We start from the raw sequence: 24,629 nt of genomic DNA, 5'->3' as shown, positions 1-24,629 counted from the left end.
TGTTCTCGATGCCGAAGCGCTCCAGCGGCTGCGCGAACTCGATCCGCGGGGTGACAATCGCCTGATCGAGCGCGTGGCCAAAGCGTTCGAAACATCGGTGGGACGCCTGTTGCCGCAACTGGAAGAAGCCTTCAAGATGCACGACCAGGCAGCGATCACGCACGTCGCGCATACACTGAAGTCGTCATCGGCCAGCATTGGCGCACTCAAGTTGTCACAGATGTGTGCCGAAATCGAAAACATGATCCGGCGCCAGACAGGAGAAGACTTGAGTTCACGCATCCGCGAGATCCCGCAAGAAGCACACCGCGTGCTGGAATGCCTGAGCGCCTTGCTGGAGACGCCATGAGCCGTGGCTCAAACTTCGCGCACGACGATCTGGACGAGCAACCGCGCGTGTTGCTGGTCGACGACGACGAAGTCAACCTCCTGCTGACCTCCATTGCCCTGCGCGAGCGCGGCTTTGCCGTCACCGAAACCAATGCGGGCGACACCGCCCTGCAGATGATGGCCGACTGCCTGCCCGATGTGGTCGTGCTCGACGCCGTCATGCCTGGGCTCGACGGCTTTGCCACCTGCCAGGAACTGCGCCACCTGCCCGGATACGAGTCGGTGCCGGTGCTGATGCTGACCGGCCTGGACGACGAGGCCTCCATCACGCGCGCCTACGAGGTCGGCGCCACCGACTTCTTCGTCAAGAGCACCCAGTGGAGCCTGCTCGCCGGGCGCCTGCGCTACCTGCTGCGCGCCTCGCGCACCCGGCACGAACTGGAGCGCAGCAAGGCCAAACTGGCCCGCGCCCAGGACCTGGCCCGAATGGGCTCCTTCGATTGGCGTCGCGGTGCTGGCGACCTGGCCTTCTCGCTCGAAGGCCTGCGCGTGTTCGGCATGGGCCCCTCCGACCGCCTGGGCCTGCGCGCCATCGTCCGCATGATGCCCTCCGAAGAACGCCATGGCTTCCAGCGCATCCTGCACGAGGTGCTCGACCACGGCACCGTGCTGTGCAACGACATCCAGGTCACCCTGATCGACGGCCGCCAGCGCATCCTGCACATCGAGGCCGAGCCCGAGTTCAACGAACAGGCCAACCTCATCGGCTACACCGGCATCGTGCAGGACGTGACCGACCGCCGCATCGCCGAAGACAAGATCAAGCACCTGGCGAACTTCGACACGCTCACCGGCCTGCCCAACCGCCGCCAGATCTTCTGGCGTGCGGAGCGCGCGATCGAACACGCCAAGCGCCTGAACCACAGTGTGGCCCTGCTCCAGATCGGCCTGGACCGCTTCAAGGTCATCAACGAGAACCTCGGCCACCATGCCGGCGACGAGCTGCTGATCGAGGTCTCGCGGCGCCTGCGCAACTGCGTGCGCCACTCCGAGCAGATCCTCGAAGGCAGCATGGACCTCAACGGTCAGCGCGTGCACCGCACCCTGGAGGCCGTCGGGCGCCTGGGTGCCGACGAATTCGTCGTGCTGCTGCCTGAAGTGGCCCACGAAGCCGAAGCCATGGAGACCGCCCAGCGCCTCCTGGAGGCCTTGCGCGAGCCCATGATGGCCGCCGGCCAGGAATGCTTCATCACGGCCAGCGTGGGGGCCGCCGTCTTCCCGGCCCACGGCCTCAACGTGGCCGACCTGCTGCGCAATGCCGACGTGGCCATGGACCTGGCCAAGAGCCAGGGCCGCAACACCAGCCTGCTCTACGACCCGCAACTGGCCAGCAAGGGCCGCGTGCGCCTCGACCTCGACACAGCCCTTCACAAGGCCCTGGAGCGCCGCGAACTGGTGCTGTACTACCAGCCCAAGATCGACGTGCGCACCCGCAGGATGGTGGGCGCCGAGGCCCTGATGCGCTGGCAACGCAACGGCCAGCTGGTCCCCCCGGGCGACTTCATCCCCCTGGCAGAGGCCACCGGCCTGATCAACCCGATGAGCCTGTGGGCCATCGAAGAGGCTGCACGCCAGGCCCATGAGTGGCAACAGGCCTTCGGCTTCGACGCCTCCATCGCCGTCAACCTGCCCAGCCGCCTGTTCGAGCAGTCCGACCTGGTCGACAAGATCGAGGCCATCCTGGACAAGGTGGGCCTGGCCCCGCGCGCCATCGAACTCGAGATCACCGAAACCGGCCTGATGAAGGACCTGCAGGGCGTCGTGCCGTCGCTGCACCGCCTGAACCAGCTCGGCACCGAGATCTCCATCGACGACTTCGGTACCGGCTACTCCTCGCTGTCCTACCTCACCACCCTGCCCATCAGCGAGCTCAAGATCGACCGCTCCTTCGTGCGCGACCTGGGCGACACCCCCCAGAGCTCAGCCGTCGTCTCGGCCATCATCGCCCTGGCCCGGGCCCTGGGCCTGCGCGTCATCGCAGAGGGGGTGGAGAACGTGGCCCAGATGGAAGTGCTTTACGAACTGGGCTGCCACATCTGCCAGGGCTTCCTGTTCGCCCGGCCAATGCCCGCCAGCGAGGTCGCGCAGTGGCTGCACGACACGCAGCACGGCCAGACGCTGCCCGGCCTCAGTGCCGACCTGTTTGCACCGGTCGGCCTGGCACCCAAGGCTCGCTGAGCCCCCCTCCCCGTCAACGAGGCACGCACGTGGCCAGCAGCACCGACAAACTGACCCCGGCCCAGATCGCCAAGGCGGCCCTTCGCCGGCTGGCCGAGCAAAAACGCGAACCCACGCCGGACCACTACCGCCAGGCCTACGAGCAAGAGAGTGGCCTGGCCGCACCACCCGAGTCGCCCCCTGAGCCCGGGCGCGATGCCGCATCGGCCACCCCGGCCTTGTCGCCCGCCGACGACAGCGAACGCTGGGCCACCCTGATTAGCCGCATCCTGCGCGGCGCCGAACGTGGAGGGCGGCAATGGACCACAGCGCGCAAGAAGGACAGCCTGCAGCGCGTGCTGACCAGCAGCAAGCGCGCCGGTGACATGCTGCACCAGCGCCTGAGCCAACTGGTGGCCAGTTGGGACAGCGACACGCTGGACAACAGCCTGCTGGAAGGCGGCCAGGACGGCAGCGAGGCAGCCGGGGACGCCGCTGTGCCGCCTCAAGCTGCCCCAGCTTCGCAAGCCGTGATCGCCCCCTCGCCGGCCACGCCCGCCAGCACCACCCCAGACACGCCCGGCCTGACCCTGGCGCACGAAGCCCTGGCCGAACTGGGCGGACTGGTGGACACCGCCTTGCGCCCCTTGGCGCCCCACCCGGCGCCTGCCACCACGGCATCGGTCACTCCTCCCAACCCGGACATGGCGCCGCCTCTGCCGCCCAACGAGCGGGAACAGGCGGCCATCGAATCCGCCCAGGCCATGGCAGAGGCGCTGGACCTGGCCACGGCCGCCCCCCTCACCGCCGACCAGGCCGAACAGGCGCGCCAGGCCCTTGGCAGCGCCTGCCACCAGGCGCGGCGCGTCATCGAGCACCGCCACCACCTCATCGCCCAGTTGACGGACCTGTGCGGCGCCCTGACCGACAGCCTGGTCGACCTGAGCGAAGACGAGAGCTGGGTACAAGGCCAGTGCACCGCCATGCACCACCAGCTGGCCGAAGGCCTCAACCCCATGGGGGTGAGGCACATGCAGCAGCTGCTGGCCGACACCCGCACCCGCCAGCTCAGCCTCAAGCGCGAACGCCAGGCCGCGCGGCTGGCCCTCAAAGAACTGATCCACCAGATGCTGGCCGAACTGGCCGAACTGGGCCAGACCACCGATCGCTTCCAGGACAAGCTGGGCGGCTACGCCGAGACCATCGGACAAGCCGACAGCCTGGAAAGCCTCACCGGCGTCGTGCGCGAGATGGTGGCCGAAAGCCGCCTGGTGCAAAACGCCGTGGCCCAGACCCAGACCCGCCTGCAGGCCGAGCACAGCCGCGCCACCGAGCTCACCGAAAAGGTTCGCCAGCTGGAAGACGAGATCCGCCAGCTCTCCAGCGAGGTGTCGACCGACCCGCTGACCCAGATCGCCAACCGCCGCGGCATGCAAAAAGCCTTCGAGGCCGAGCAGGCACGCGTGGACCGGGCAGGCACGCCCTTGGCCATCGGCCTGCTGGACGTCGACAACTTCAAGAAGCTCAACGACCAGATGGGCCACCAGACCGGCGACGAGGCCCTGAAATTCCTGGCTCGCCGCGTGAGCGAGTGCCTGCGCCCGGTCGACGTGGTGGCGCGCTACGGCGGCGAGGAGTTCGTGGTCATGCTGCCCGACACGGTGGCCGACGAAGCCCAGCAGGTGCTGACCCGCCTGCAACGCACCCTGAGCGCCGAGTTCTTCACGCACGAAGACAAAAAGGTGTTCATCACCTTCTCGGCAGGGGTGACGGCCTACCGGCCTGGAGAGCGCATCGAGGTGGCCCTGGAGCGTGCCGACGTCGCGCTCTACGAAGCCAAACGCACCGGGAAGAACCGCACCTGCATCGGCTGAAAGGCCTCGTCAGGCCCAGAGCGACCGCAGGACACCTGGCAGTTGCTCGGGCAGGTCATCGGCGATGAGACCAGGGCCAAAGGCCTGGGCACAGGCCCCATGCAGCCAGGCGCCCGCACAGGCCGCCTCGAAAGCCGGCAAGCCTTGCGCCAGCAAACCACCAATGAGGCCGCTGAGCACATCGCCCGAACCGGCAGTGGCCAGGGTCGCCGGGCCATTGGTGTTGACCACGGCACGGCCATCGGGCGAAGCGATCACGGTGTCGGCCCCCTTGAGCAGCACCACCGCGCCACTGCGGCGCGCGGCCTCGCGGGTGGCCTGAAGTTTGTCGTGGGCGCTGCGGCCGAACAGACGCAGGAATTCGCCCTCGTGCGGCGTGAGCACCACCGGACCCAGGATGGCGTCAAACAGGGCCTCACCATGCCCCTCGAAGGCGGTGAGCGCATCGGCGTCCAGCACCACACCCCGACCTTGCGCCAGAGAAAGCGCCAACAACACCAGCTCCGACAAGGTCTCGCCACTTGGCTCTGGCAAGCCCAGCGCCGCACCGGGACCCAGCACCAGGCTGCGCCACTTCAGGCTCCCCAACTGGGCGCGCCAGCTGGCCCGCAAGGTGGTCGCATCCACATCGTCCAGCGCCTGCACCATGCCGCTGAGCTGGGCGGTGGCGTACACCGGCCAGACGCCACGCGGCACGAGCAAGGTGCTGAGGCCTGCACCCACCCGCACGGCCGCCCGCGCAGCCAGGCGGGCGGCCCCGGTCATCACCGCCCCTCCCAGCACGGCCACGTGGCCGCGGGTGTATTTGTGCAGCACCCGCTCCGCCAGCAGGCTGCCGGGATAGGGCCAGGCGTGTTGCCACAGCGCCGGGCCGTTTTCCCAGGCCTGCAGAGCCAAACCGGCCTCAAAACCCGGGGGAATGCCGATGTCGCGCACCAGGAGTTCGCCACACAGGCCACGGCCTGGCCACAGCACATGCGCCGGCTTCTTGCGATGGAAGGTCACGGTGAGGTCGGCCGGCACGGCGCCCCAGTCTTCACCGCTGTCCCCGCGCAGGCCGGAGGGCACATCGATGGACACCCTCACCACGCCCGCATGCGCGGCCGCCTTCAACAACGCCGCCGCCTCGCCCTCCAGCGGCGCGTTCAAGCCTGCACCGAACAGCGCGTCCACCACCATGGCCTGGCCCGCGAGCAAGCCGGCGTGCAAGGCCTGCACAGGCAACACGGCTTCGGCCCGTCGGGCATGGTGCAGGGCATCGCCCTTCAGTGCCGCGGTCGGCACCAGGCTCGCCAGGGTCACCGGCCACCCTGCTTCGTGCAACAGGCGGGCCACCACGTGGCCATCACCCCCGTTGTTGCCGGGGCCGCAGGCCACCAGCACCGGCCTCGGCGACCAGCGAGCCCGGATGGCGTCGGCAACCGCCTGCCCGGCCCTGGCCATCAGCACCATACCGGGCACACCTTGATGGGCGGCATGGGCATCGGCCTGCGCCATCTGGGCACAGGTCAGCAAGAGGTGGTCGGTGAAGGGGGAGGCGGCTGCGTGCATGCCCCAAGCTTGCCACGGACCCTGACGGCTGTGGTGCGCTCGTGCGCTGTGTCAAGGCCGTGTCGCTCACCCATGACAGAATCCAGCACTTTCCAGCCCACACCATCGCCCAAGGGGGACGAACCCGTGTACGCATGTTTCGCCGATTCGATCCAGCCCGACAAGCTGGACAAGACCCCCTTCCAGTTCGAGCATAAGCTCATGGGCCATCCCGCACTGGAGCTGTCCAACCTCGCGCAGGTGCTGCCCGCTCTGGGCGAGCGGGTGATGTACTCCAAGGGCATGGCCCAGTTGGGCGCCAACTTCGACCGCGCCCACATCGATCACCAGAACGGACTGAGCATCGAAGAGACGATCGACCAGATCCTCACCACCCAGTCCTATGTCGCCGTCCGGGGCCCTGAGAACCACGCATCGTTCAAAGACCTGCACCGCAGCATGTGCGACGACATCGCCAGGCTGATGAAGCGCAATGGCAGCGGCACCCTGCCCACCGATGCGGAAATGTGGCTGTTCATCGCATCGCCCAACGCGGTCACGCCGTTCCACTTCGACCGCTTCTCGAACTTCCTGCTCCAGTTTCGTGGCAGCAAGCAGGTGGCCGTGTTCGAGCCCTGGAACGACGAGGTGATTGCCCCAACGCAGTACGAGGCCTACACCGCCCGCTCTGACCGGCAGATGCACTGGGACGACCGCATGGACCGCCACGCCCACAAGTTCAACTTCCAGGCAGGCCAGGCCATCCACATCCCCTTCCTGGGCGGCCACTACGTGAAGAACGGCCCGGAAGACGTCTCCATCTCCATGGCCATCTTCTATCACACCGACGTCACCCGTCGCTTCCGCCAGGCCCTGATCATCAACGACCTGCTGCGCCGCCGCCTGAGCCGCTTCGGCCTGGCCCCCAGCGCCGTGAACTCGGCAGGCTCGATGGACGGCCTCAAAAGCGGCCTCTACCCCATCGTCAAGGGCATCGCGAACCTCAAGGGTCGGCTGACAGGCGCCAAGGCCGACGATGCCTCGGAAGGCTACTGAGTCGATTGCGCCACACCCGCCCTTGGCTGCGGGCACAAAAAAAGCCCACGACCTGCGCCGTGGGCTTTTTTCATGTTGGCGGGTGCTGTGAGATTCGAACTCACGGAGGGGATCAACCCTCGCCGGTTTTCAAGACCGGTGCCTTAAACCGCTCGGCCAAACACCCTGAAACTGGGCCACATTGTAAGGGCTCAAACCACCCCGGGCTTTTGCGACTGGGGGCAATCGACCTGAATCACCTCGCGCGTGGCGCCGTCCACACGCACCGCGGTGAGCTGGCCGCCCCACACACAGCCGGTGTCCAGGGACAGAAGGTCATCGCGGTTGATCAGGCCCAACGTCGACCAATGGCCGAAGGCCACCGGCGTGCCGGCCGTGCGGCGCCCGGGCACATCGAACCAGGGCATGTAGCCCTCGGGCGCGCCGCCAGCGCCCTCCTTGGTGGCGAACTCCATGGTGCCGTCGGCTGCGCAGAAGCGCAGGCGCGTGAGGCTGTTGACCACACAGCGCCAGCGTTCGATGCCTTGCAGCCCGTCTTCCCAGCGGTCTGGCGCGTTACCGTACATCTCGGTCAGGAAGCCGCCCAGATCGGGGCCACGCAGCATGGCCTCCACCTCACCGGCCAGGGCCACCGTTTGCGCCGCATCCCATTGCGGCACCACGCCCGCGTGCACCATCAACCAGCCATGTTCGTGCACTGCCAGGCGCTGTTGGCGCAACCAGTGCAGCCAGTCTTCACGCTCGCCCCCGTCGAGGATGCCACCCAGGGTGTCGCTGCGGTGCGGCTTGCGCACCCCATGGGCCACAGCCAGCAAATGCAGGTCGTGGTTGCCCAGCAGGCAGGTGGCCGCACCGCCCAGGGCGCTCAGCCTGCGCAAGACGCCCAGCGAGTCCGGGCCCCGGTTGACCAGGTCACCCAGCACGTAAAGGTGGTCGCGCGAAGGCGAAAAATCGAGCGTGGCCAGGAGCCGCTCCAGGGGGCTGCAACAGCCTTGCACATCACCAACAAGATAGATCATGGAATGGATTCTGCTACGCTTGCTGCGTTCTCACTCGTGGCCCGGCCGCTCCGGCGCCGTTTATGGACTTAGCGCTTCTGATTTTCCTGGTTCTGCTCAATGGCCTGTTTGCCATGTCGGAGATGGCACTGGCCGCCAGCCGCAAGGCCCGCCTGCAGGTGATGGCCGAGACCGGCGATGCCGGGGCACAGGCCGCCATGGCCTTGCATGACAACCCCACCCAGTTCCTCTCCACGGTCCAGATCGGCATCACGTCCATCGGCGTGCTCAACGGCATCGTGGGTGAAGCCACCTTCTCCCCACCCCTGGCCGAGTGGCTCAAGGAAACCTTCCCGCTGCTGACCGACCGCGTGGCCGGCATCACGGCCACTGGCCTGGTGGTGCTGATCATCACTTTCGTCTCCATCATCTTTGGCGAACTGGTGCCCAAGCGCGTCGGCCAGATGTACCCCGAGCCTGTGGCGCGCCTGGTGGCCAAGCCGATGATGTGGCTCTCCAGCCTCACCAAGCCCTTCGTGCGCCTGCTGTCGACCACGACCGAGGGCATCCTCAAGCTGATCGGCGTGCGCGACAACGGCAACCGTGGCGTGACCGAAGAGGAGATCGCCGCCCAGCTGGAAGAAGGCCTGGACGCCGGCATCATCGAAGCCCATGAGCACCAGATGGTGCGCAATGTGTTCCGCCTCGATGAGCGCCAGATCGGCTCGATGATGATCCCGCGCAGCGACATCGCCTTCCTCAACGTCGAAGCGGCCATGGCCGACAACCTGGCCACCATCGCTGCCCACGGCTTCTCGCGCTACCCGGTCTGCCGAGGCGGGCTGGACGATGTGGTCGGCGTGGCAACGGCGCAGCAGCTGCTGCACCAGCTCACCCAGCATGAAGGCAATGACCTGATGGAAGGCATCCTGCCTGCGGTCTTCGTGCCGGAAACGCTCTCGGGCATGGAGTTGCTGGAGCACTTCCGCGCCTCCGACACGCAGATGGTCTTCGTGGTCGACGAATACGGCGAGGTGCAGGGGGTGATCACGCTGCGCGACGTGCTGGAGGCCATCACCGGTGAGTTCACCACCACCGAGCCCGATGACGCCTGGGCCATCCAGCGCGAGGATGGCTCCTGGCTGGTCGACGGCCTGATCCCCATCCCCGAGCTGAAAGACCGCCTGGAGATGAAGGCCCTGCCCGACGAAGACCGTGGCCGCTACAACACTCTGGCCGGCATGGTCATGCTGCTGCTGGGGCGCCTGCCCCAAACCACCGACACGGTGGAATGGGACGGCTGGCGTTTCGAGGTGGTCGACATGGATGGCAAACGCATCGACAAGGTGCTGGCCTCCCGCACGGTCGATCACGACGACTGAAGCACCCGTCGCCGCGTCTCTGCGCGGCACGGCACACGCGCAAGAGCAAGAAAAAAGAAAAGGCCTTCCGACGAAGGCCTTTTTTCATGGGGGCGCAGAAGGAGGGATCAGCCCAGGCGGCGCTCGGTGGCGTCGTCAAAGAGGTGGGTGTCCTGCGCATCGAAACGCAGCCCCACCTGCTCGCCCACTTCGAGGTTGGCGCGGGGGCCGGCCACACGCGAGACCAGGGGGCCGGCCGGCGTGTCCAGGAACACATAGGTTTCAGGGCCTGTGGGCTCGAGCATGCGCACGCTGCCCACCAGCTGGGCGCCTTCGATCGCGCTGATGCTCAGGCTCTCGGGGCGCAGGCCATAGGTCACGCTCGCGCTGGACGACAGGCCGGCCAGGGCCGATGCCTGCGAAGCGGTCACGGGCAGGGCCACGCCATTGGCGTTGAGGCTGCCATCGGGAGCGCGGTGGGCCTTGAGCATGTTCATGGCGGGCGAGCCGATGAACTCGGCCACGAACTTGGTGGCGGGGCGGGTGTAGATGTCGTCCGGGGTGCCGAACTGCTGCAGCACGCCTTCCTTCATCACGGCGATGCGGTCACCCAGGGTCATGGCCTCGACCTGGTCGTGGGTCACGTACACGGTGGTGGTGCGGGTGCGCTGGTGCAGCAGCTTGATCTCGGCGCGCATCTCGACGCGCAGCTTGGCATCGAGGTTGGACAGCGGCTCGTCAAAGAGGAAAAGCTTGGGGTTGCGGGCCAGGGCGCGGCCCATGGCCACACGCTGACGCTGACCACCCGAGAGCTGGCCCGGCTTGCGCTTGAGCAGGTGCTCGATCTGCAGCATCTTGGCCACGCGGGCCACGGCCTCGTCACGCTCGGCCTTGGGCACCTTGCGCATCTCCAGACCGAAGGCGATGTTCTCGGCCACGTTCATGCTGGGATAGAGCGCGTAGCTCTGGAACACCATGGCGATGTCGCGGTCCTTCGGCGGCGCGAAGGTCACGTCGCGGTCACCGATGAGGATGTTGCCGGAGGTGGGGGTGTCCAGGCCAGCGATCATGCTCAGCAGGGTGGACTTGCCGCAGCCCGAGGGGCCGACCAGGATCAGGAACTCGCCGGCTTCGATCTCGATGTCGATGCCTTTGAGGATCTCGTGGCCAGCGTAGGACTTGCGAACGTTGCGGATGGATAGAGCGCCCATGGGCTTTACCTTCTTGTGTGAATCGGTGAATGGGGTGGCGTGTCGGTGCAGGGATCAGGGCATCAGCCCTTGACGGCACCGGCGGTCAGGCCACGCACGAAGTACTTGCCGGCCACGGCATAGACGAACAGGGTGGGCAGTGCGGCGATCAGGGCCGCGGCCATGTCCACGTTGTATTCCTTGACCGTGCTGGAGGTGTTGGCCAGATTGTTCAGGCCCACGGTGATGGGCTTGGAGTCAGACCCCGAGAACACCACGCCGTACAGGAAGTCGTTCCAGATGTTGGTGAACTGCCAGATGAGCACGACCACGACGATGGGCGTCGACAGCGGCAGCACGATGCGCCAGAAGATGCGCCAGAAGCCTGCGCCGTCCAGCATGGCCGCCTTGATGAGTTCATCGGGCAGACCCACGTAGTAGTTGCGGAAGAACAGCGTGGTCGAGGCCAGGCCCGCGATGATGTGGATCAGCACCAGGCCCCAGATCGAGCTGGACAAACCGATCCAGCCCAGCACCTGCGACATCGGCAGCAGCACCACCTGCATGGGCATGAACACCCCGAACAGCAGCAGCGCGAACATCACCTCGCTGCCGCGGAAGCGCCACTTGCTGAAGATGTAGCCATTGATGGCCCCCAGCACGGTCGAGCCCAGCACGGCCGGCACGACCATCAGCATGGAGTTGAAAAAGAAGGGCTTGAGGCCGCCGCAATCGGCGCCGGTGCACGCGGTCGACCAGGCCTTGAGCCAGGCGTCGACGTTGATGGAGCCAGGCAGCGAAAGCAGGTTGCCGGAGCGGATCTCGTCGAGGTCCTTCAGCGAGGTCACCAGCATCACGTACAGCGGCGTGAGGAAGACCAGCGCAAACAGCACCAGGAGCGAGTAGAGGACAAAGCGGTGAAAGCGGTTCATATGGATCTCACCCGGCTTCAGCGGCGAGCGCGCAGCTCGGAATACAGATAAGGCACGACGATGGCGGCGACGGTGGCCAGCATCACGGTGGCCGATGCGGCACCCAGGCCGATCTGGCCGCGTGTGAACGACATCGAGTACATGAAGGTGGCAGGCACGTCGGTGGCGTAACCCGGGCCGCCGTTGGTCAGGGCCATGACCAGGTCAAAGCTCTTGATGGCCAGGTGGGCCAGCACCATCAGCGTCGAGAAGAACACTGGGCGCAGGCTGGGCACGATGATGCGCCAGTAGATGCGGGGGAGCGAGGCACCGTCGATCTGGGCGGCCTTGATGATGGTGTCGTCAATGCCGCGCAGACCGGCCAGGAACAGGGCCATCACGAAGCCGGCGCTCTGCCAGACACCCGCGATCACCACGCAGTAGATGGCGTGATCAGGGTCAACCAGCCAGTCGAAGCTGAAGTTGGTGAAGCCCCACTCGTGCATCAGGTGCTCAAGGCCCAGGCCAGGGTTGAGGATCCACTTCCAGGCCGTGCCCGTCACCACGAAGGAGATGGCCATGGGGTAGAGGTAGATGGTGCGCAGGAAACCTTCTGCGCGTATCTTCTGGTCGAGCAGGATGGCCAGGAAAAGGCCGATCGCCATGCCGAAGAAGATGAACAGGGCGCTGAAGATCCACAGGTTCTTGAGCGCCACCATCCAGCGTTCGCTCTCGAACAGGATCTGGTATTGCTCCAGACCCACGAATTCGTAGTTGGGCAGCAGGCGCGATGCGGACACGGACAGGTAGCCGTTCCAGGCCATCAGGCCATAGATGAAGAGCATGGACACCAGGAAGGACGGGGCCAGGACCAGCTTGGGCAGCCAGTGGGTGCGCGCCTTGTGGATCGTCGGGGTGGGTTGGGTCATGTCGGAGACATCCCTTGCAGGAAAAGAACAGGAGGGCGAGGGTGCGTGCGGTGCGAGCAGCGCCGTGCGGCGGTGGCCACGCGGGCTGCGTGCGCGGCAAACCCGATCGGGGCCGCTTGTGACGGCCCCGATGGGTGTCGGCTCAAGGGCTGAGCCGATTCAGGCGAACTTACTTGGTCTTGGCAGCCGAGGCGATCTTGGCCATGGCGTCTTCGACGGTTTGCTTGTCGCTGTTCCAGAAGTTGGACACGGCATCCTTGATGGCGCCTTCAGCGGCCGAGGACACGGCCATGCCATGGGCCACGGAGGGCACCAGGCTGCCAGACTTGGCGGTGTCGACGAAGTCCTTGGACGACAGCTTGGCGCAGTCGTCGAACTTGCTCATGTCGGCGCCCAGGCGCACAGGGATGGAGCCCTTGTTCAGGTTGAAGACTTCCTGGAACTCAGGAGCCAGGATGGCGGCAGCCAGGTCCTTCTGGGCCTTCACATTGGCTTCGTTCTTGATCTTGAAGAGCGCGAACGAGTCGATGTTGAAGGTGAAGCTCTTGGCGGTGCCAGGGGCCGCGGCGCAAACGAAGTCGGTGCCCGGCTTCTTGCCAGCGGCGATGAACTCGCCCTTGGCCCAGTCGCCCATCAGCTGCATGCCGGCTTCACCGCGGATCACCATGGCCGTGGCCAGGTTCCAGTCGCGGCCAGGGGCGTTCTTGTCGGTGTAGCCCTTGATGCGCTTGAAGGTGGTCAGCACCTTCTTCATGGTGTCGCTCTTGAGCGAGCCCTGGTCGAGTTGCACCAGCGCCTTCTTGTAGAAGTCGGCACCGCCGACGCCCAGCGCCACGCTTTCGAAGGTGGTGAAGTCCTGCCAGTTCTGGCCACCGTGGGCCACGGGGATGATGCCGGCGGCCTTCAGCTTGTCGGCGGCAGCAAAGAACTCGTCCCAGTTGGTCGGCACCTTGGCGCCGGCCTTCTTGAAGGCTTCGGGGTTGGCCCACAGCCAGTTCACGCGGTGCACGTTGACCGGCACGGCCACGTACTTGCCCTTGTACTTCATGACGTTGGCCACGACCGGGGGCAGCAGCTTGTCCCAGTTGTTGGCAGCGGCGACATCGGAGATGTCGGCCAGCACGCCTTCTTGCGCCCATTCCTGGATGGAGGGGCCCTTGATCTGGGCGGCGGCCGGGGCGTTGCCCGACACGACGCGCGACTTCAACACCGTGGTGGCCGAATCACCACCACCACCGGCCACGGCGAAATCCTTCCAGCTGTGACCTTTGGCTTGCAGCGTGGCTTGCAGGGCCTTGGCAGCCTTGGCTTCGCCGCCGGAGGTCCAGTAGTGCAGGACTTCCACTTCACCGGCCTGAGCGGCCATGGTGCTCACCATGGCAGCGACCATCACCGCACCAGCACGCAATGCAAACATCTTCTTGGACATGGGTGTCTCCTTCTCGTCAACGAGGGATGTGTTGAAGTTCAACAGTCGACTAAATCAACCGTTAAGGAATTATTAATAAATTAATGATTCCTGAACGCAGGGGTCTTCCCTAGGTTGAACCCACTTTTGCGGACGGAAGGCTCACCCTGACCCTCAGGCCATGGGGCAGCACGTTGAAAAGCGCCACCTGGCCGCCGTGCTGCTGCACGATCTCCTTGACGATGGCCAGGCCCAGGCCGCAGCCACTGCCGTCGTTGACGCCGCGCACGAAACGCTCGAACACGCGCTCGTGCTCGGCCGTGGGGATGCCCGGGCCATTGTCTTCCACCTCGACCACGGCCAGCGGCCCTTCCAGCCGGGCCCGAACGGTGACCACGGCGCCCCGCCCGGCGTAACGCATGGCGTTGTCCACCAGGTTGACCAGGGCCTCGCGCAACAGCAGGGGGTTGCCGGTCACGGCCACGGCGGCGGCGGCCGGGTCCATGGCCTCGGCATCGGCTTCGCTGTCGTCGCAACCCAGGTCAACACCCAGCTGCAGCGCACGCGGCACCAGCTCGGCCGTGAGCTCGCGGGTGAGCGGGCCCAGCGCCACCCTCACCTGCCCTTGTTTCATGGCGGACTCGGGCTCGGCCCGCGCCAGGGTGAGCAGCTGGTTGACGACGTGGGCGCTGCGGATGGTGCCCTCGCGCACGCGCTCGAGGCGGGCACGCACGGCCGGGTCCTGGATGACGCCGATGGCCAGTTCGGCCTGCGATTTCATGCCGGCCAGGGGGGTGCGCAACTGGTGGGCGGCGTCACTGATGAAGCGCTTTTGCGTCTCGACGTTGCGCTGGACCGCGCCCAGCAGGCTGTTGAGCGCCAGGGCCAGGGCACGCACCTCGGTGGGGGCGCTGGCCATGCGGATGGGGGTGAGGTCGTTGGGATGGCGGTCCTCCACCAGGCGGCGCAGGCGCGAAAGCGGCGCCAGACCCGCGCGGATGCCGGCCCACACGATCAGCGTCATCAGCACGATCAGGCCTGACAGGGGCAAGGCCGTGTCGACCAGGATGCGTCGGGCCAGCAGCTCGCGGCTGGCGCGGCTCTTGGCCACCTGCACCAGCAGGCGCTCGGTGCCGGTGTCGCCGTAGGGCAGCAGCAAGGCGGCAACGCGGACCCGGGTGGTGTCGACGCTGACGTCGTAAAAATAGGGCTTGTCGACCTCGAGATCGGCCCTGGGTGGCGGCGGGGGCAGCTTGCGGTTGCCCAGGATGAAGCGACCGGGCGGCGAGCTGACCATGTAGAAGACGGTGTCGTCTGGGTCGGTCTCGATGATGTCGCGGGCGGCTTTGGGGAAGTCGATCAGCAGGCCGTTGCCGATGGGTTTGACCTGGCGGGCCAGGGCGCGCGAGCTCTGAAAGAGGCTGCGGTCCACGACCTGGTTGGCGTAGCTGAAGGCCACGTTGTAGGTGACGAAAGCGCCCACCAGCCACAGCACGATCTGCGGCAACACGATCCACCACAGCAGCTGGCGGGTGAGGGAGCCGGTGGCCCGGATCTCGCGGGCCTGTTCGGCACTGGCGGTGGCCATGGGGGCAAAGGCTTGGGCGGCGCGTGGCCGTCAGCCTTGCGTCTCCAGCATGTAGCCCAGGCCGCGCACGGTGCGGATCGACAGGCCCGAGGGTTCGAGCTTGCGGCGCAGGCGGTGGATGTAGACCTCGATGGAACTGGGGCCGCTCTGGTTCCGGTCGAGGTCCCAGGCCTTGGCGATTTCGTCCTTGGTGACGACCTTGTCGCGCTGGCTGAGCAGCAGGTCGAGCAGCTCCCATTCGCGGGGCGAGAGCTCGATGGCGTCGCCATCGACCATGGCGCGGCGGGCTTCGCGGTCGAAGCTCAGCCCCCCCAGCACCTGCACGCTGCCACCGGCGGGCTTGAAGCGGCGCAACAGGGCGCGCACGCGGGCCTCGAGCTCCGGAAAGTCGAAGGGTTTGGTGAGGTAATCGTCGGCCCCTGCGTTGAGGCCGGCCACGCGGTGCTCCAGGCCATCCATGGCCGTGAGGATCAGGATGGGCAAGGCGGGTTTGCTGGCGCGCACCTGCTTGAGCACGGTGAGGCCGTCCATCACGGGCAGACCCAGGTCGAGCACGGCCAGGTCAAAGGGTTCGTCGAGCAGCTGGTCAAGGGCCGTGCGGCCATCGCCGGCCACGGCGGTTCGGAAACCGGCATTGCTCAGTTGGGCGGCCAGGGCATCGGCCAGGATGTCATCGTCTTCGGCAAGCAGCACGCGCATCCCGCAAGCATACGGGAGTTTCAATCGGGGGCATCTGGGGGGTACCAGTAGCGGGGGGCGATGTCTCGCCAGCAACGGCCCTGTTCGCCCGCACCGACGGGGCTGGCACTGGACCACCACCAGGCGCCGCAACGCGGGGTGCTGCGCAGGGGCAGGCCCATGTCTGCATAACGACGCAGCACAGCGGGCGCAGGATGCCCATAGGCATTGCGCCGACCGGCCTGGATGATGGCCACCTCGGGCGCCACCGCGGCCAGGAAGCCTCCGGTGGACGAGGTGGTGCTGCCGTGGTGGGGGACGGTGAGCACGGTGCTGCGCAAGGCCGCCCCGCCCCTCTCCAGCAGGGTCCGCTCTTGAGGGGCTTCGATGTCACCGGTCAGCAAGGCACTGCGGCCACCCGGCCCTTCGACCTTGAGCACGCAAGACAGGGCGTTGGGCGGCAGGCGTTTGCGCTGCGCCAGGTCGGCCGGGGTGGGATGCAGGAACGAGAAGCGAACGCCCTCCCAGACCCAGGACTGGCCTGCCATGCACGGCGTGTGGACAGGCTTCTGCCCCCGCGCATCGGGCTGGGCCAACAAGGCGTGGTCTGCAGCCAGGCTGCTGCGCAGGTTCGCCACAGGCAGGCCGGCCAGCACACTCATGGCCCCACCGACGTGGTCGTTGTCTTCGTGGCTGATGACGAGGGTGTCGAGTTCATCGACCGCCAGTGCGCGCATCAGTGGCAGGAGGTGTTGGGCCCCGGCGTCGCCCTGGGTGCCCAGGCGCGGGCCGGTGTCGAACAAGAGTTGGTGGTGGGCGGTGCGCACCAGCACGGCGGTGCCCTGCCCCACGTCGGCGGCGAGCAGGTCGAAATGCCCGGGCGGGGGCGGCGGCAACAGGCGCCAGCCAATCGGCAGCCAGAACAGCGGCAGCATGCACGGCCAGGCCAGCCAACGCCAGGGGCGCGCCCAGGGCTGCAACCCCAGCACGCCGCCCAGCACGGCCATGGCGGCCACCCAGCCCGGCACCACCGGCGCCTGCGCGACGGCCCATGGCAAGGCCGACGCAGCCCCCAGACCCGCCAGCGCCAGCTGCACCAGCCAGGCGCCCAGATCCCACAGCCAGGGACACAACACGCCGGCCAGCGCCAGGGGCGTGATGAGCAGCGTGAACAGCGGGATGGCCACGAGGTTGGCCCCAGCCCCGACGATGGACACCTGCTGAAAGCACACCAGGGCCAGAGGCGTGAGGGCCAGGGTGACGAGGTACTGGGTCTGCGCCATCTCGCGGGATGCGGCCTGGGTCGCGCGCAAACCACCGCGTGACGCTGCCTGAGCGGCGCGGGCCAGCCGCCCCACTCGGGTCGATGGCTGCGACCCGGCATGGGTGGCCGGCGCGGTGGCATCCAGGCCGGGCTGGGGGTCGTGTGACATCGCCGGCACCATCCCCTCGGGCGTCCGCAGCGCCGCTTCGGGCGACATCCCCGCCGACATCAACACCCCCACGGCCACAAAGGACAGCCAAAAACCCGCCTGGCGCAACGCCCAGGGGTCCCAGGCGACCACCACCACGGCAGCCAGCAGCCAGACCAGGCCCCAGGGCCAGCGGCGTCCTCCCGTGTGCAAGGCAGCCATCACGGCCATCATCAGCACCGTGCGCTGGGCCGGCACGCCCCAGCCCGCCAGCAGGGCGTAGAGCACCGAGGCCAGCACCGCCAGCCAGCGCGCGGCCTCGGGGGCGGGCCAGCGCGCTCGCCCCCAGCGCCAGCGGGCCCACAGAGGTCGGCACAGCATGGCGGCCAGGCAGCCCAGCATGGCAATGTGGGTCCCGCTGATGGACACGACGTGCGCCACGCCCGTGCGGCGGAACACATCCCAGTCCTCGCGGTCAATGGCGGACTGGTCGCCCACGGCCAGGCCGGCCAGCACACCCGCCGCGCGCGCATCCGCCACACGCTTCAGGATGCCATCGCGGATGCGCTGGCGCAGGCGATCGATGGCGCCCTCCCAGGGCCAGGTCGGCGCGGGCGACACCAGGCGCGGCATCTCGAGGCGGTGTCGCACCGTGCCCATGGCCCTCACCCCTTTGTCGAAAGCCTGCAGGGGCGCGTCAAAACCTCCCGGGTTGCTGGCCCCATCGGGCGGATGCAGGCGGGCCACCAGCCACCAGGTCTGGCCCGCCTGGGGCGTTGCCACGGTGCGTGCGTCGGCCGGCCAGTTGCCATACAGGCCGATGTGGTGAACCGGCGGGTGGGCCTTGGCCAGCCGGGCCGCATCGCAATCGGGCACGTCGGTGGCCAGCAAGATCGCATCGGCCTGCACCACGCCGCCGGGCATCGGACGCGGCAGGCCCTCGATCTGCACGCAAATGGGCATGTCGCGCCGCGCCCAGTCGGCCGGCCAGGCCTCGGCCATGCGCTGTGTGGCGCGCCAGCCCGTGCTGCCCCAGGCCAGCAAGCCACCCGCCACGGCCACGGCACACAGGCGCCAGACCACAGGACGGCCCGGGTGGCTCGGACCACCGCGCCCACGACACGCCAGCCACGCAGCGCCCACACCGACCGCGAGACCGGCAAGGTAAAAGCGCTCGGGCGCCAGGCGGGCCTCGCTGGTCTGCCAGGCCTCCCCGATCAGACCGGCCAGCAACGCCGCCACACCCAGCCAGAACGCAGCCGCCCCCTCCACTGGCGCCATGACGGGCCCTGCGGCTTCGCGCCGCAATGGGTCGGGAGGCAGCGGAAGGGCCTTCAAACTGGGCTGGCGCATGGCGGGCAAGGCAAGGGCAAAGCTGGGCTGCCAGCGATTGTCCAAACCCGGCCCTTGCCGACCAGCCCCCATCGGAGGTGATCCGTCCCCCCAAAGGGGCCAAGAGGCACCAACACGGGGTCATCGGGAGCGCACCCCGATCCGGTAACCCAGGCTCACCGGCCATCGCCCCGCCCTGCACCATCGTGTTCTCGCCTTGCATTTGTTCCGACCCGACCCCTGCCAGGGTCCTTGCGACATCCCATCCCTCGCACCGAGGTGGCTCGTGTAGGATCACCGCCATCCCCCAAGACCACACTGGCTGGCCGGCACGATGGTCGCCTGCCGCCCCACCCACCATGAGCATCGCCCAACGCCTTGAAGCCCTCGGCATCACCCTGCCGCCCGTCTCCGTGCCCGCTGCCGCCTACGTGCCTTTCGTGCGCAGCGGCAACATGGTCTTCCTTTCCGGCCACATCGCCAAGAAAGACGGCCAGGTCTGGGTCGGCCAACTGGGCAAGACCATGGCCACCGAAGAAGGCAAGCAGGCCGCCCGCGCCGTCGCCATCGACCTGTTGGGCACCTTGGCCGTGGCCGCCAATGGCCTGGACAACGTGGTGCGCATCGTCAAGGCCACCAGCCTGGTCAACAGCGCGCCCGACTTCACCGAGCACCACCTGGTCACCAACGGCTTCTCCGAACTGATCGGCGAGGTCTTTGGCGAAGCCGGCAAGCACGCCCGCAGTGCCTTCGGTGTCGCGCAGATCCCGCTGGGAGCCTGCGTCGAGATCGAACTCATCGTCGAAGTGCGCTGACACGCGGCCCCCGCATGAACCGCCTGTCGCCCCGCCTCGCGCTGGCCGGCCTGGGCCTGGTCTGTGCCACCTCGGTGGCCGCCGCCCTGGTGGCGCAGCACCGTTTCGGCATGGAGCCTTGTCCCTGGTGCATCCTGCAGCGCCTGGTCTTCATCGCCATCGCTGCCCTCAGCCTGCTGGCCGCCGCCCTGCCCTGGGGCCTCCTGCGCCGCCTGCTGTCGGCCCTGACCGTGCCGCTGGCCGGCGCCGGCATCGCCGCGGCGCTCTACCAGCACTTCGTGGCCGCGCAGAGCGCCTCCTGCGCCCTCACCTTCGCCGACAAGGTGATCGGCTTCTTCGGTGTCGACACCCGCTGGCCCGAGGTCTTCGAGGTCCGCGCCTCCTGCGCCGATGCCGCCGTGAGCGTGCTGGGCGTGCCCTTCGAGTTCTGGAGCCTGGCGCTCTTCGCCATCGCCGGCATGGTCTTGCTGGCCAGTGCCGTCACCCCCAACCGCCGTGCTTGATCAGAACCCCGACCTGCCCACCGCGCTGGTCGACTTCCCCGCTGCGCCCGGCTCGCCCGAAGGCGCTCCCCGCCAGCGTTGGCGCTTCGATGCCCCTGTGCGCTGGCTGGTGGCCCATGACCCCAGCCAGGTGCCTGGCCTGCTGGACGCGGCACACACCCTGGCCCTGGCAGGCCAGTGGTGCCTGGGTTGGGTGGCCTACGAGGCCGCCCCCGGACTGGACCCAACCCTGCCCGTCAAGGCCCTGCCCCCCGGCCAGCCTTATGCGGTCTGGGCCGTGTTCGACACCGCCACCCCCTGGGATGGCGACACCGTTCAACCGGCCGGTGAGGCCCCCTGGGCCATGGGCCCCTGGCAGGCCGACCTCGACGACGGCGCCATGCAGACACAGGTCGAGCGCATTCGAGAACTGATCCGCCAGGGCGAGGTCTACCAGATCAACCTGACCGCGCAGCGCCGCTCGGCCTACGACGGTGCGCCCGAGGCCATGTGGTCCACCTTCCAGGCCCTGCGACGCAGCCAGCCCGCCGGCTACAGCCTGATGCTCGACGCCCGCGCCGCCTGCCGCGCCCCAGGTGCGGTGCTCAGCGTCTCGCCCGAGCTCTTCTTCGACTGGGACGGCCACACCCTCACCACCCAGCCCATGAAAGGCACGGCCGCCCGCCGCAGCACGCCCGAAGCCGACCAGGCCGCCGCCGACCACCTGCGCCAAAGCGAGAAGGAACGCGCTGAAAACCTGATGATCGTCGACCTGCTGCGCAACGACCTCTCGCGCATCGCCGAGGTCGGCAGCGTGCGCGTGCCCTCGCTCTTCGAGGTGCAGGCACTGCCCACGGTCTGGCAGATGACGTCCACCATCACCGCCCAAAGCCGTGCGGGCCTGCGCCTCAGCCAGGCCTTTGCAGCGCTCTTTCCCTGTGGCTCGGTCACGGGGGCGCCCAAGCGCCAGGCCATGCACCACATCGCCCGCATGGAACGCAGCGAGCGCGGTCTCTACTGCGGCGCCGTGGGCCTGATGGCGCCGGGCGGACGGGTCACCTTCAACGTCCCCATCCGCACCGTCTGCCTGCACACGCCCCCACCGCCTGCGCCCTGGTCGGCACGCTGCGGCATCGGCAGCGGCATCACGCTGGACGCCACCGGCCCTGCCGAGGCGGCCGAATGGCGTGCCAAACAGGCCTTCCTGACCCGCGCCGAACGCCCCTTCCACCTGCTCGAATCCCTGCGACTCGAGGCCGGCCACATCCCGCGCCTGGCCCTGCACCTGCAGCGCCTGGGCCGCAGCGCCCGGCACTTTGGCTGGCCCTGGTCGGACACGATCGCCTCCGATCTCGAACGGGCCCTGCAAGACACCGCCGCGCAGCATGCACAGGGCGTGCACAAACTGCGTCTGCTCTATGCCCACGATGGCCGCTGGCAGATGGAGGCCGAACCGCTGCAGGGCCCTGGAGCACGAGCCCATGCCAGCAACCCAACCGAGGCAGCGCAGCAGCCTGCGTCCAGCCACGTCCGTGTCGCGCTGGCCGGCCAACCCATCACCGAAGGCGACGACTTCGTGCGCCACAAGAGCACCCGGCGCCAGGCCTACGCGCCCTTCAGCCCTGCGCCGGAAGGCTGTCTCGACACCCTGCTCTTCGACGCCCAGGGCCAGCTCACCGAATTCACCATCGGCAACGTGGCACTGAAGCGTGAGGGACAGTGGTTCACCCCGCCCGAGTCCAGCCTGATGCTGCCCGGCGTGATGCGGGCCCACGCCCTGGCCCAAGGCCACCTGCACACCCGTGCACTCACACTGGGTGATCTGCTGGAAGCCGAAGCCCTGGCCCTGCTCAACAGCGTGCGAGGCTGGCTGCTGGTCGACCTGCCCCACCTGCGCGCCCAAACCGAGGCCCGACTCCAGATGACCGAACCCGGCTCACCACAGGGTTGATGCATCCCTGGCAGACTCCCCGCGTCCCCATTCGAAAGCACACCATGCGCCTCTTGCACACCATGCTGCGCGTTGGCAACCTCCAGCGCGCCATCGACTTCTACACCCAGGTCATGGGCATGACCCTGCTGCGCACGACCGACCGGCCCGAGCAGCAGTACACCCTCGCCTTCCTGGGCTACGGCCGCAACCCCGAGCACGCCGAGATCGAACTCACCTACAACTACGGTGTGGAACGCTATGAACTGGGCACGGCCTACGGCCACATCGCCATCGGCGTGGACAACGCCGCGGCCGTCTGCGAGGCCGTGCGCGACAAGGCGGCCGCACTGGGAGGCGGCATCACCCGGGAAGCCGGTCCGCTCAAGGGTGGCACCACCGTGATCGCCTTCATCACCGACCCGGACGGCTACAAGATCGAGCTGATCGAACGCCCGGAAGCGGCCAGCGAACTGAGCTGATCCCCCCTTTCGCCGCCCCAAGCGGGCGGTTCAAGGCAGGCGGAAATTGCCCACCGCCTTGGCCAGTGCAATCGCCTGCTGCTTGAGCGCGCCCGAAGCCGCTGCGGTTTCTTCCACCAAGGCGGCGTTCTCCTGCGTGACGCGGTCAAGCTCCTGCACCGAGTGCCCCACCAGCGACACGCCCGTGCTCTGCTCACGCGAGGCCATGGCGATGTCCGACAGGAGGCTGTTCATGCGCTCCGCCGTCGAAAGGATGTCGGCCATGGTTTCGCCAGCCTCCTCCACGATCTGCGTGCCCGAGCCCACCTTGCTCACGCTGTCCTGGATCAAGGCGCTGATTTCCTGAGCGGCCGTGGCGCTGCGCTTGGCCAGGGCCCGCACCTCACCCGCCACCACGGCAAAACCGCGGCCCTGCTCGCCAGCGCGGGCGGCTTCCACCGCGGCGTTCAGCGCCAGGATGTTGGTCTGGAAGGCAATGCCATCGATCACATTGGTGATGTCGGCGATCTTGCTCGACGACTGGTGGATGTCGCGCATGGTCTTCACCACACCCTCGATCACCTGGCCGCCACGCGAGGCGACACCCGCATTGCCCGAGGCCAGATCGGCGGCCTCCACGGCGTGGTCTGCGGTGCGCTGCACCGTTGCAGAGATCTGGTCCATCGACGACGCCGACTGCTGCAGGTTGGCCGCCGTGCGCTCCGTGCGCGCCGAGAGGTCCAGCGACCCCGATGCGATCTCGGTGCTCGACTGCACGATCACCTGAGACGCCTGCCTCACCTCCCGCACCAGACCGCGCAAGGCCTTCTGCATGTCGGCCAGGGTGTTCATCAGGCCTGCGGCCTCGTCCTTGCCCCAGGGCTTGGGGCTGGTGGTGAGGTCACCATCGGTCATCGCCACCAGGTGGAAGCGCACTTCCTCCATGCCGCCACGGGTCACGCGGTAGAAACAGTACAGCAGGTAGGCCGCCATCAGCACACACAACACCGTCAGCACGTTCACCGCCCATTCGGAACGGACCAGCCTGGCTTCGCGGTCGGCCAACAGGCCATCCAGCACCGGCACGCCATCGGCCACCAGCTTGTAGGCCGCGGCCACGGCCTCGGTGCCCACCTTGGCGACCTTGTCTGCGTCCGTTCCCTGCACCCCACCGCCCATCGCGGTGGTGGCCATGTCAAGCAGGGCCTGAGACGCATCTTTCAGCGTGGCCGTCGGCAAGGTGGCTTGCAGACCTGGCACGTCACGCCCCGCCTTGCCCAAAGAGGTTTCCAGCTGCGCAAGGCGGCGGGTCACGGTCTGTGCTTCGCGGTCCAGCTGGATCAGTGCCATCGTGTCCAGCTTGTCCCCGCCACCGGACTTCATGGCCGTCACCAGGCGCGCCCGCAAACGGGAAATCGCCTGAGCCAGGTCCGGCGCATCGATCAGCACGGCGTCCATCGTGTAATAGCTGTCGATCTCCGGGTCCAGGGCCAGCTTGGAGCCATCGACCAGCGCCTCCAGCAACGCGCCCTGCGCATCGATGGCCACGTTGAACACCTTGTAAACCTGCTCGGGCGAGGCCGATCCCAGCGAACGGATCCCCTCGGTGGCCTGCACCAGCTTCGCATGCCATGCCGACGTGCCCAGATGGGCGCCATTGAGCGCCTCTTGCGCGGCCAGTTCGGCATAGGCCTTGGCACTCGCCTCGCGGGCAGCGGGCAGTTCCGGTGCGGGCTCCCCCCGGGCGGCCACACGTGCCAGCTGGCGCTCCCGGATCGACGCCTGGGTCAAAGCCAGCAAGGGACGGGCATAAGCCACCCCCATGCGCTCGCTGGCGACGAACTGAAGCTCCTCTCGCTTGCTCAGCGTGAAGGAGGCATACAGCACCATCAGGGGGATCAGGAAGGCCAGGGAGATCGTCATGGCCTTGGCCCGAAAGCCCAGCCTGCGGAACAACCTCACCCCCGGAGCCCAGACGCCGTGGTAACGGAAAAATGCGGCCAGTGCGCCCTTTTGATTGCGCTGCGTGTCGCCCACGTCCGTCACAGAATCCATGCGCCCTCCGGTCAAGGCCAGCAGGGCGCGCGACAACCGCAAACCCCATTGCCGGGGTCACCGCACACCCTT

19 protein-coding genes and 1 tRNA gene are annotated in these 24,629 nt (G+C 67.7%); 9 read left to right on the top strand and 11 right to left on the bottom strand.

Annotated elements, in window-relative coordinates; genetic code table 11:
* From QZ994_RS02265 to QZ994_RS02255, 3 genes are all read left to right on the top strand, one after another.
* Positions 1-349: Hpt domain-containing protein (locus QZ994_RS02265; protein WP_290867598.1), on the top strand; the 349-nt coding region annotated here is incomplete at its 5' end.
* The gene (locus tag QZ994_RS02260; RefSeq protein ID WP_290867595.1) at positions 346-2,568 is read left to right on the top strand and encodes an EAL domain-containing protein; all 2,223 of its coding nucleotides are present in this window, start codon (positions 346-348) and stop codon (positions 2,566-2,568) included. The genes QZ994_RS02265 and QZ994_RS02260, both read left to right, overlap by 4 nt.
* Positions 2,569-2,597: 29 nt before the next feature.
* Positions 2,598-4,421: a diguanylate cyclase gene (locus tag QZ994_RS02255; RefSeq protein ID WP_290867592.1), complete on the top strand. Its 1,824-nt coding sequence runs from the start codon at positions 2,598-2,600 to the stop codon at positions 4,419-4,421.
* Positions 4,422-4,430: 9 nt separating this feature from the next.
* On the opposite strand, the gene QZ994_RS02250 is transcribed toward QZ994_RS02255, so the two are convergent.
* On the bottom strand, positions 4,431-5,972 hold the full coding sequence (locus QZ994_RS02250; RefSeq protein ID WP_290867589.1) for an NAD(P)H-hydrate dehydratase: 1,542 nt from the start codon (positions 5,970-5,972) through the stop codon (positions 4,431-4,433).
* Positions 5,973-6,098: 126 nt separating this feature from the next.
* Between QZ994_RS02250 and QZ994_RS02245 the strand changes: the two genes are divergently transcribed.
* Positions 6,099-7,007, top strand: a complete 909-nt coding sequence (locus QZ994_RS02245) for a cupin-like domain-containing protein (RefSeq protein WP_290867586.1) — start codon at positions 6,099-6,101, stop codon at positions 7,005-7,007.
* Positions 7,008-7,083: 76 nt separating this feature from the next.
* Here QZ994_RS02245 and QZ994_RS02240 read toward each other — a convergent pair.
* Positions 7,084-7,173 (bottom strand) — tRNA-Ser (locus QZ994_RS02240).
* A gap of 25 nt (positions 7,174-7,198) precedes the next feature.
* Complete coding sequence (locus QZ994_RS02235) at positions 7,199-8,026, bottom strand: symmetrical bis(5'-nucleosyl)-tetraphosphatase (protein WP_290867583.1); 828 nt, start codon at positions 8,024-8,026, stop codon at positions 7,199-7,201.
* Positions 8,027-8,088: 62 nt separating this feature from the next.
* Between QZ994_RS02235 and QZ994_RS02230 the strand changes: the two genes are divergently transcribed.
* Positions 8,089-9,387, top strand: coding sequence for a hemolysin family protein (locus QZ994_RS02230; protein ID WP_290867580.1), 1,299 nt, complete (start codon positions 8,089-8,091; stop codon positions 9,385-9,387).
* Positions 9,388-9,494: 107 nt separating this feature from the next.
* On the opposite strand, the gene QZ994_RS02225 is transcribed toward QZ994_RS02230, so the two are convergent.
* From QZ994_RS02225 to QZ994_RS02195, 7 genes are all read right to left on the bottom strand, one after another.
* Positions 9,495-10,577 (bottom strand): ABC transporter ATP-binding protein, encoded by a 1,083-nt coding sequence (locus tag QZ994_RS02225; RefSeq protein WP_290867577.1) that lies wholly within the window; start codon positions 10,575-10,577, stop codon positions 9,495-9,497.
* A 62-nt stretch (positions 10,578-10,639) separates the two neighbouring features.
* Positions 10,640-11,488, bottom strand: coding sequence for a carbohydrate ABC transporter permease (locus QZ994_RS02220; RefSeq protein ID WP_290867574.1), 849 nt, complete (start codon positions 11,486-11,488; stop codon positions 10,640-10,642).
* A gap of 17 nt (positions 11,489-11,505) precedes the next feature.
* Positions 11,506-12,396, bottom strand: coding sequence for a carbohydrate ABC transporter permease (locus QZ994_RS02215; protein WP_290867572.1), 891 nt, complete (start codon positions 12,394-12,396; stop codon positions 11,506-11,508).
* Between the two features lie 169 nt (positions 12,397-12,565).
* Complete coding sequence (locus QZ994_RS02210; protein WP_290867608.1) at positions 12,566-13,813, bottom strand: ABC transporter substrate-binding protein; 1,248 nt, start codon at positions 13,811-13,813, stop codon at positions 12,566-12,568.
* Between the two features lie 121 nt (positions 13,814-13,934).
* The gene (locus tag QZ994_RS02205; protein WP_290867569.1) at positions 13,935-15,392 is read right to left on the bottom strand and encodes a sensor histidine kinase; all 1,458 of its coding nucleotides are present in this window, start codon (positions 15,390-15,392) and stop codon (positions 13,935-13,937) included.
* Between the two features lie 30 nt (positions 15,393-15,422).
* Positions 15,423-16,091 carry a response regulator transcription factor gene (locus QZ994_RS02200; protein ID WP_290867567.1) on the bottom strand — a complete coding sequence of 223 codons (669 nt, stop codon included), beginning with the start codon at positions 16,089-16,091 and terminating at the stop codon, positions 15,423-15,425.
* A 20-nt stretch (positions 16,092-16,111) separates the two neighbouring features.
* Positions 16,112-18,835, bottom strand: coding sequence for a DNA internalization-related competence protein ComEC/Rec2 (locus QZ994_RS02195; protein ID WP_290867565.1), 2,724 nt, complete (start codon positions 18,833-18,835; stop codon positions 16,112-16,114).
* A 338-nt stretch (positions 18,836-19,173) separates the two neighbouring features.
* Here QZ994_RS02195 and QZ994_RS02190 point away from each other — a divergent pair, with 338 nt between their 5' ends.
* From QZ994_RS02190 to gloA, 4 genes are read left to right on the top strand one after another with little or no spacing between them, the layout of a single operon-like run.
* Complete coding sequence (locus QZ994_RS02190) at positions 19,174-19,629, top strand: RidA family protein (protein ID WP_290867562.1); 456 nt, start codon at positions 19,174-19,176, stop codon at positions 19,627-19,629.
* Positions 19,630-19,643: 14 nt separating this feature from the next.
* On the top strand, positions 19,644-20,132 hold the full coding sequence (locus QZ994_RS02185) for a disulfide bond formation protein B (protein WP_290867559.1): 489 nt from the start codon (positions 19,644-19,646) through the stop codon (positions 20,130-20,132).
* Positions 20,125-22,062 (top strand): bifunctional anthranilate synthase component I family protein/class IV aminotransferase, encoded by a 1,938-nt coding sequence (locus tag QZ994_RS02180; protein ID WP_290867557.1) that lies wholly within the window; start codon positions 20,125-20,127, stop codon positions 22,060-22,062. Before QZ994_RS02185 ends, QZ994_RS02180 begins: the two co-directional genes overlap by 8 nt.
* A 44-nt stretch (positions 22,063-22,106) precedes the next feature.
* Positions 22,107-22,523, top strand: coding sequence for a lactoylglutathione lyase (gene gloA, locus QZ994_RS02175; protein WP_290867554.1), 417 nt, complete (start codon positions 22,107-22,109; stop codon positions 22,521-22,523).
* A gap of 30 nt (positions 22,524-22,553) precedes the next feature.
* Here gloA and QZ994_RS02170 read toward each other — a convergent pair whose 3' ends face one another.
* Positions 22,554-24,557 carry a methyl-accepting chemotaxis protein gene (locus tag QZ994_RS02170; RefSeq protein ID WP_290867551.1) on the bottom strand — a complete coding sequence of 668 codons (2,004 nt, stop codon included), beginning with the start codon at positions 24,555-24,557 and terminating at the stop codon, positions 22,554-22,556.
* Positions 24,558-24,629: the final 72 nt, after the last annotated feature.

This window comes from Aquabacterium sp., assembly GCF_021768455.1.
Classification (GTDB): domain Bacteria; phylum Pseudomonadota; class Gammaproteobacteria; order Burkholderiales; family Burkholderiaceae_C; genus Aquabacterium.
This window is presented reverse-complemented; position numbering and strand designations above follow the sequence as displayed.

Bases quoted from the DNA above. Each gene is read 5' to 3' on its own strand.
- QZ994_RS02260 (WP_290867595.1), top strand. From the start codon at position 346: ATGAGCCGTGGCTCAAACTTCGCGCACGACGATCTGGACGAGCAACCG.
- QZ994_RS02250 (WP_290867589.1), bottom strand. From the start codon at position 5,972: ATGCACGCAGCCGCCTCCCCCTTCACCGACCACCTCTTGCTGACCTGT.
- QZ994_RS02235 (WP_290867583.1), bottom strand. From the start codon at position 8,026: ATGATCTATCTTGTTGGTGATGTGCAAGGCTGTTGCAGCCCCCTGGAG.
- QZ994_RS02230 (WP_290867580.1), top strand. From the start codon at position 8,089: ATGGACTTAGCGCTTCTGATTTTCCTGGTTCTGCTCAATGGCCTGTTT.
- QZ994_RS02225 (WP_290867577.1), bottom strand. From the start codon at position 10,577: ATGGGCGCTCTATCCATCCGCAACGTTCGCAAGTCCTACGCTGGCCAC.
- QZ994_RS02220 (WP_290867574.1), bottom strand. From the start codon at position 11,488: ATGAACCGCTTTCACCGCTTTGTCCTCTACTCGCTCCTGGTGCTGTTT.
- QZ994_RS02215 (WP_290867572.1), bottom strand. From the start codon at position 12,396: ATGACCCAACCCACCCCGACGATCCACAAGGCGCGCACCCACTGGCTG.
- QZ994_RS02210 (WP_290867608.1), bottom strand. From the start codon at position 13,813: ATGTTTGCATTGCGTGCTGGTGCGGTGATGGTCGCTGCCATGGTGAGC.
- QZ994_RS02205 (WP_290867569.1), bottom strand. From the start codon at position 15,392: ATGGCCACCGCCAGTGCCGAACAGGCCCGCGAGATCCGGGCCACCGGC.
- QZ994_RS02200 (WP_290867567.1), bottom strand. From the start codon at position 16,091: ATGCGCGTGCTGCTTGCCGAAGACGATGACATCCTGGCCGATGCCCTG.
- QZ994_RS02195 (WP_290867565.1), bottom strand. From the start codon at position 18,835: ATGCGCCAGCCCAGTTTGAAGGCCCTTCCGCTGCCTCCCGACCCATTG.
- QZ994_RS02190 (WP_290867562.1), top strand. From the start codon at position 19,174: ATGAGCATCGCCCAACGCCTTGAAGCCCTCGGCATCACCCTGCCGCCC.
- QZ994_RS02185 (WP_290867559.1), top strand. From the start codon at position 19,644: ATGAACCGCCTGTCGCCCCGCCTCGCGCTGGCCGGCCTGGGCCTGGTC.
- gloA (WP_290867554.1), top strand. From the start codon at position 22,107: ATGCGCCTCTTGCACACCATGCTGCGCGTTGGCAACCTCCAGCGCGCC.
- QZ994_RS02170 (WP_290867551.1), bottom strand. From the start codon at position 24,557: ATGGATTCTGTGACGGACGTGGGCGACACGCAGCGCAATCAAAAGGGC.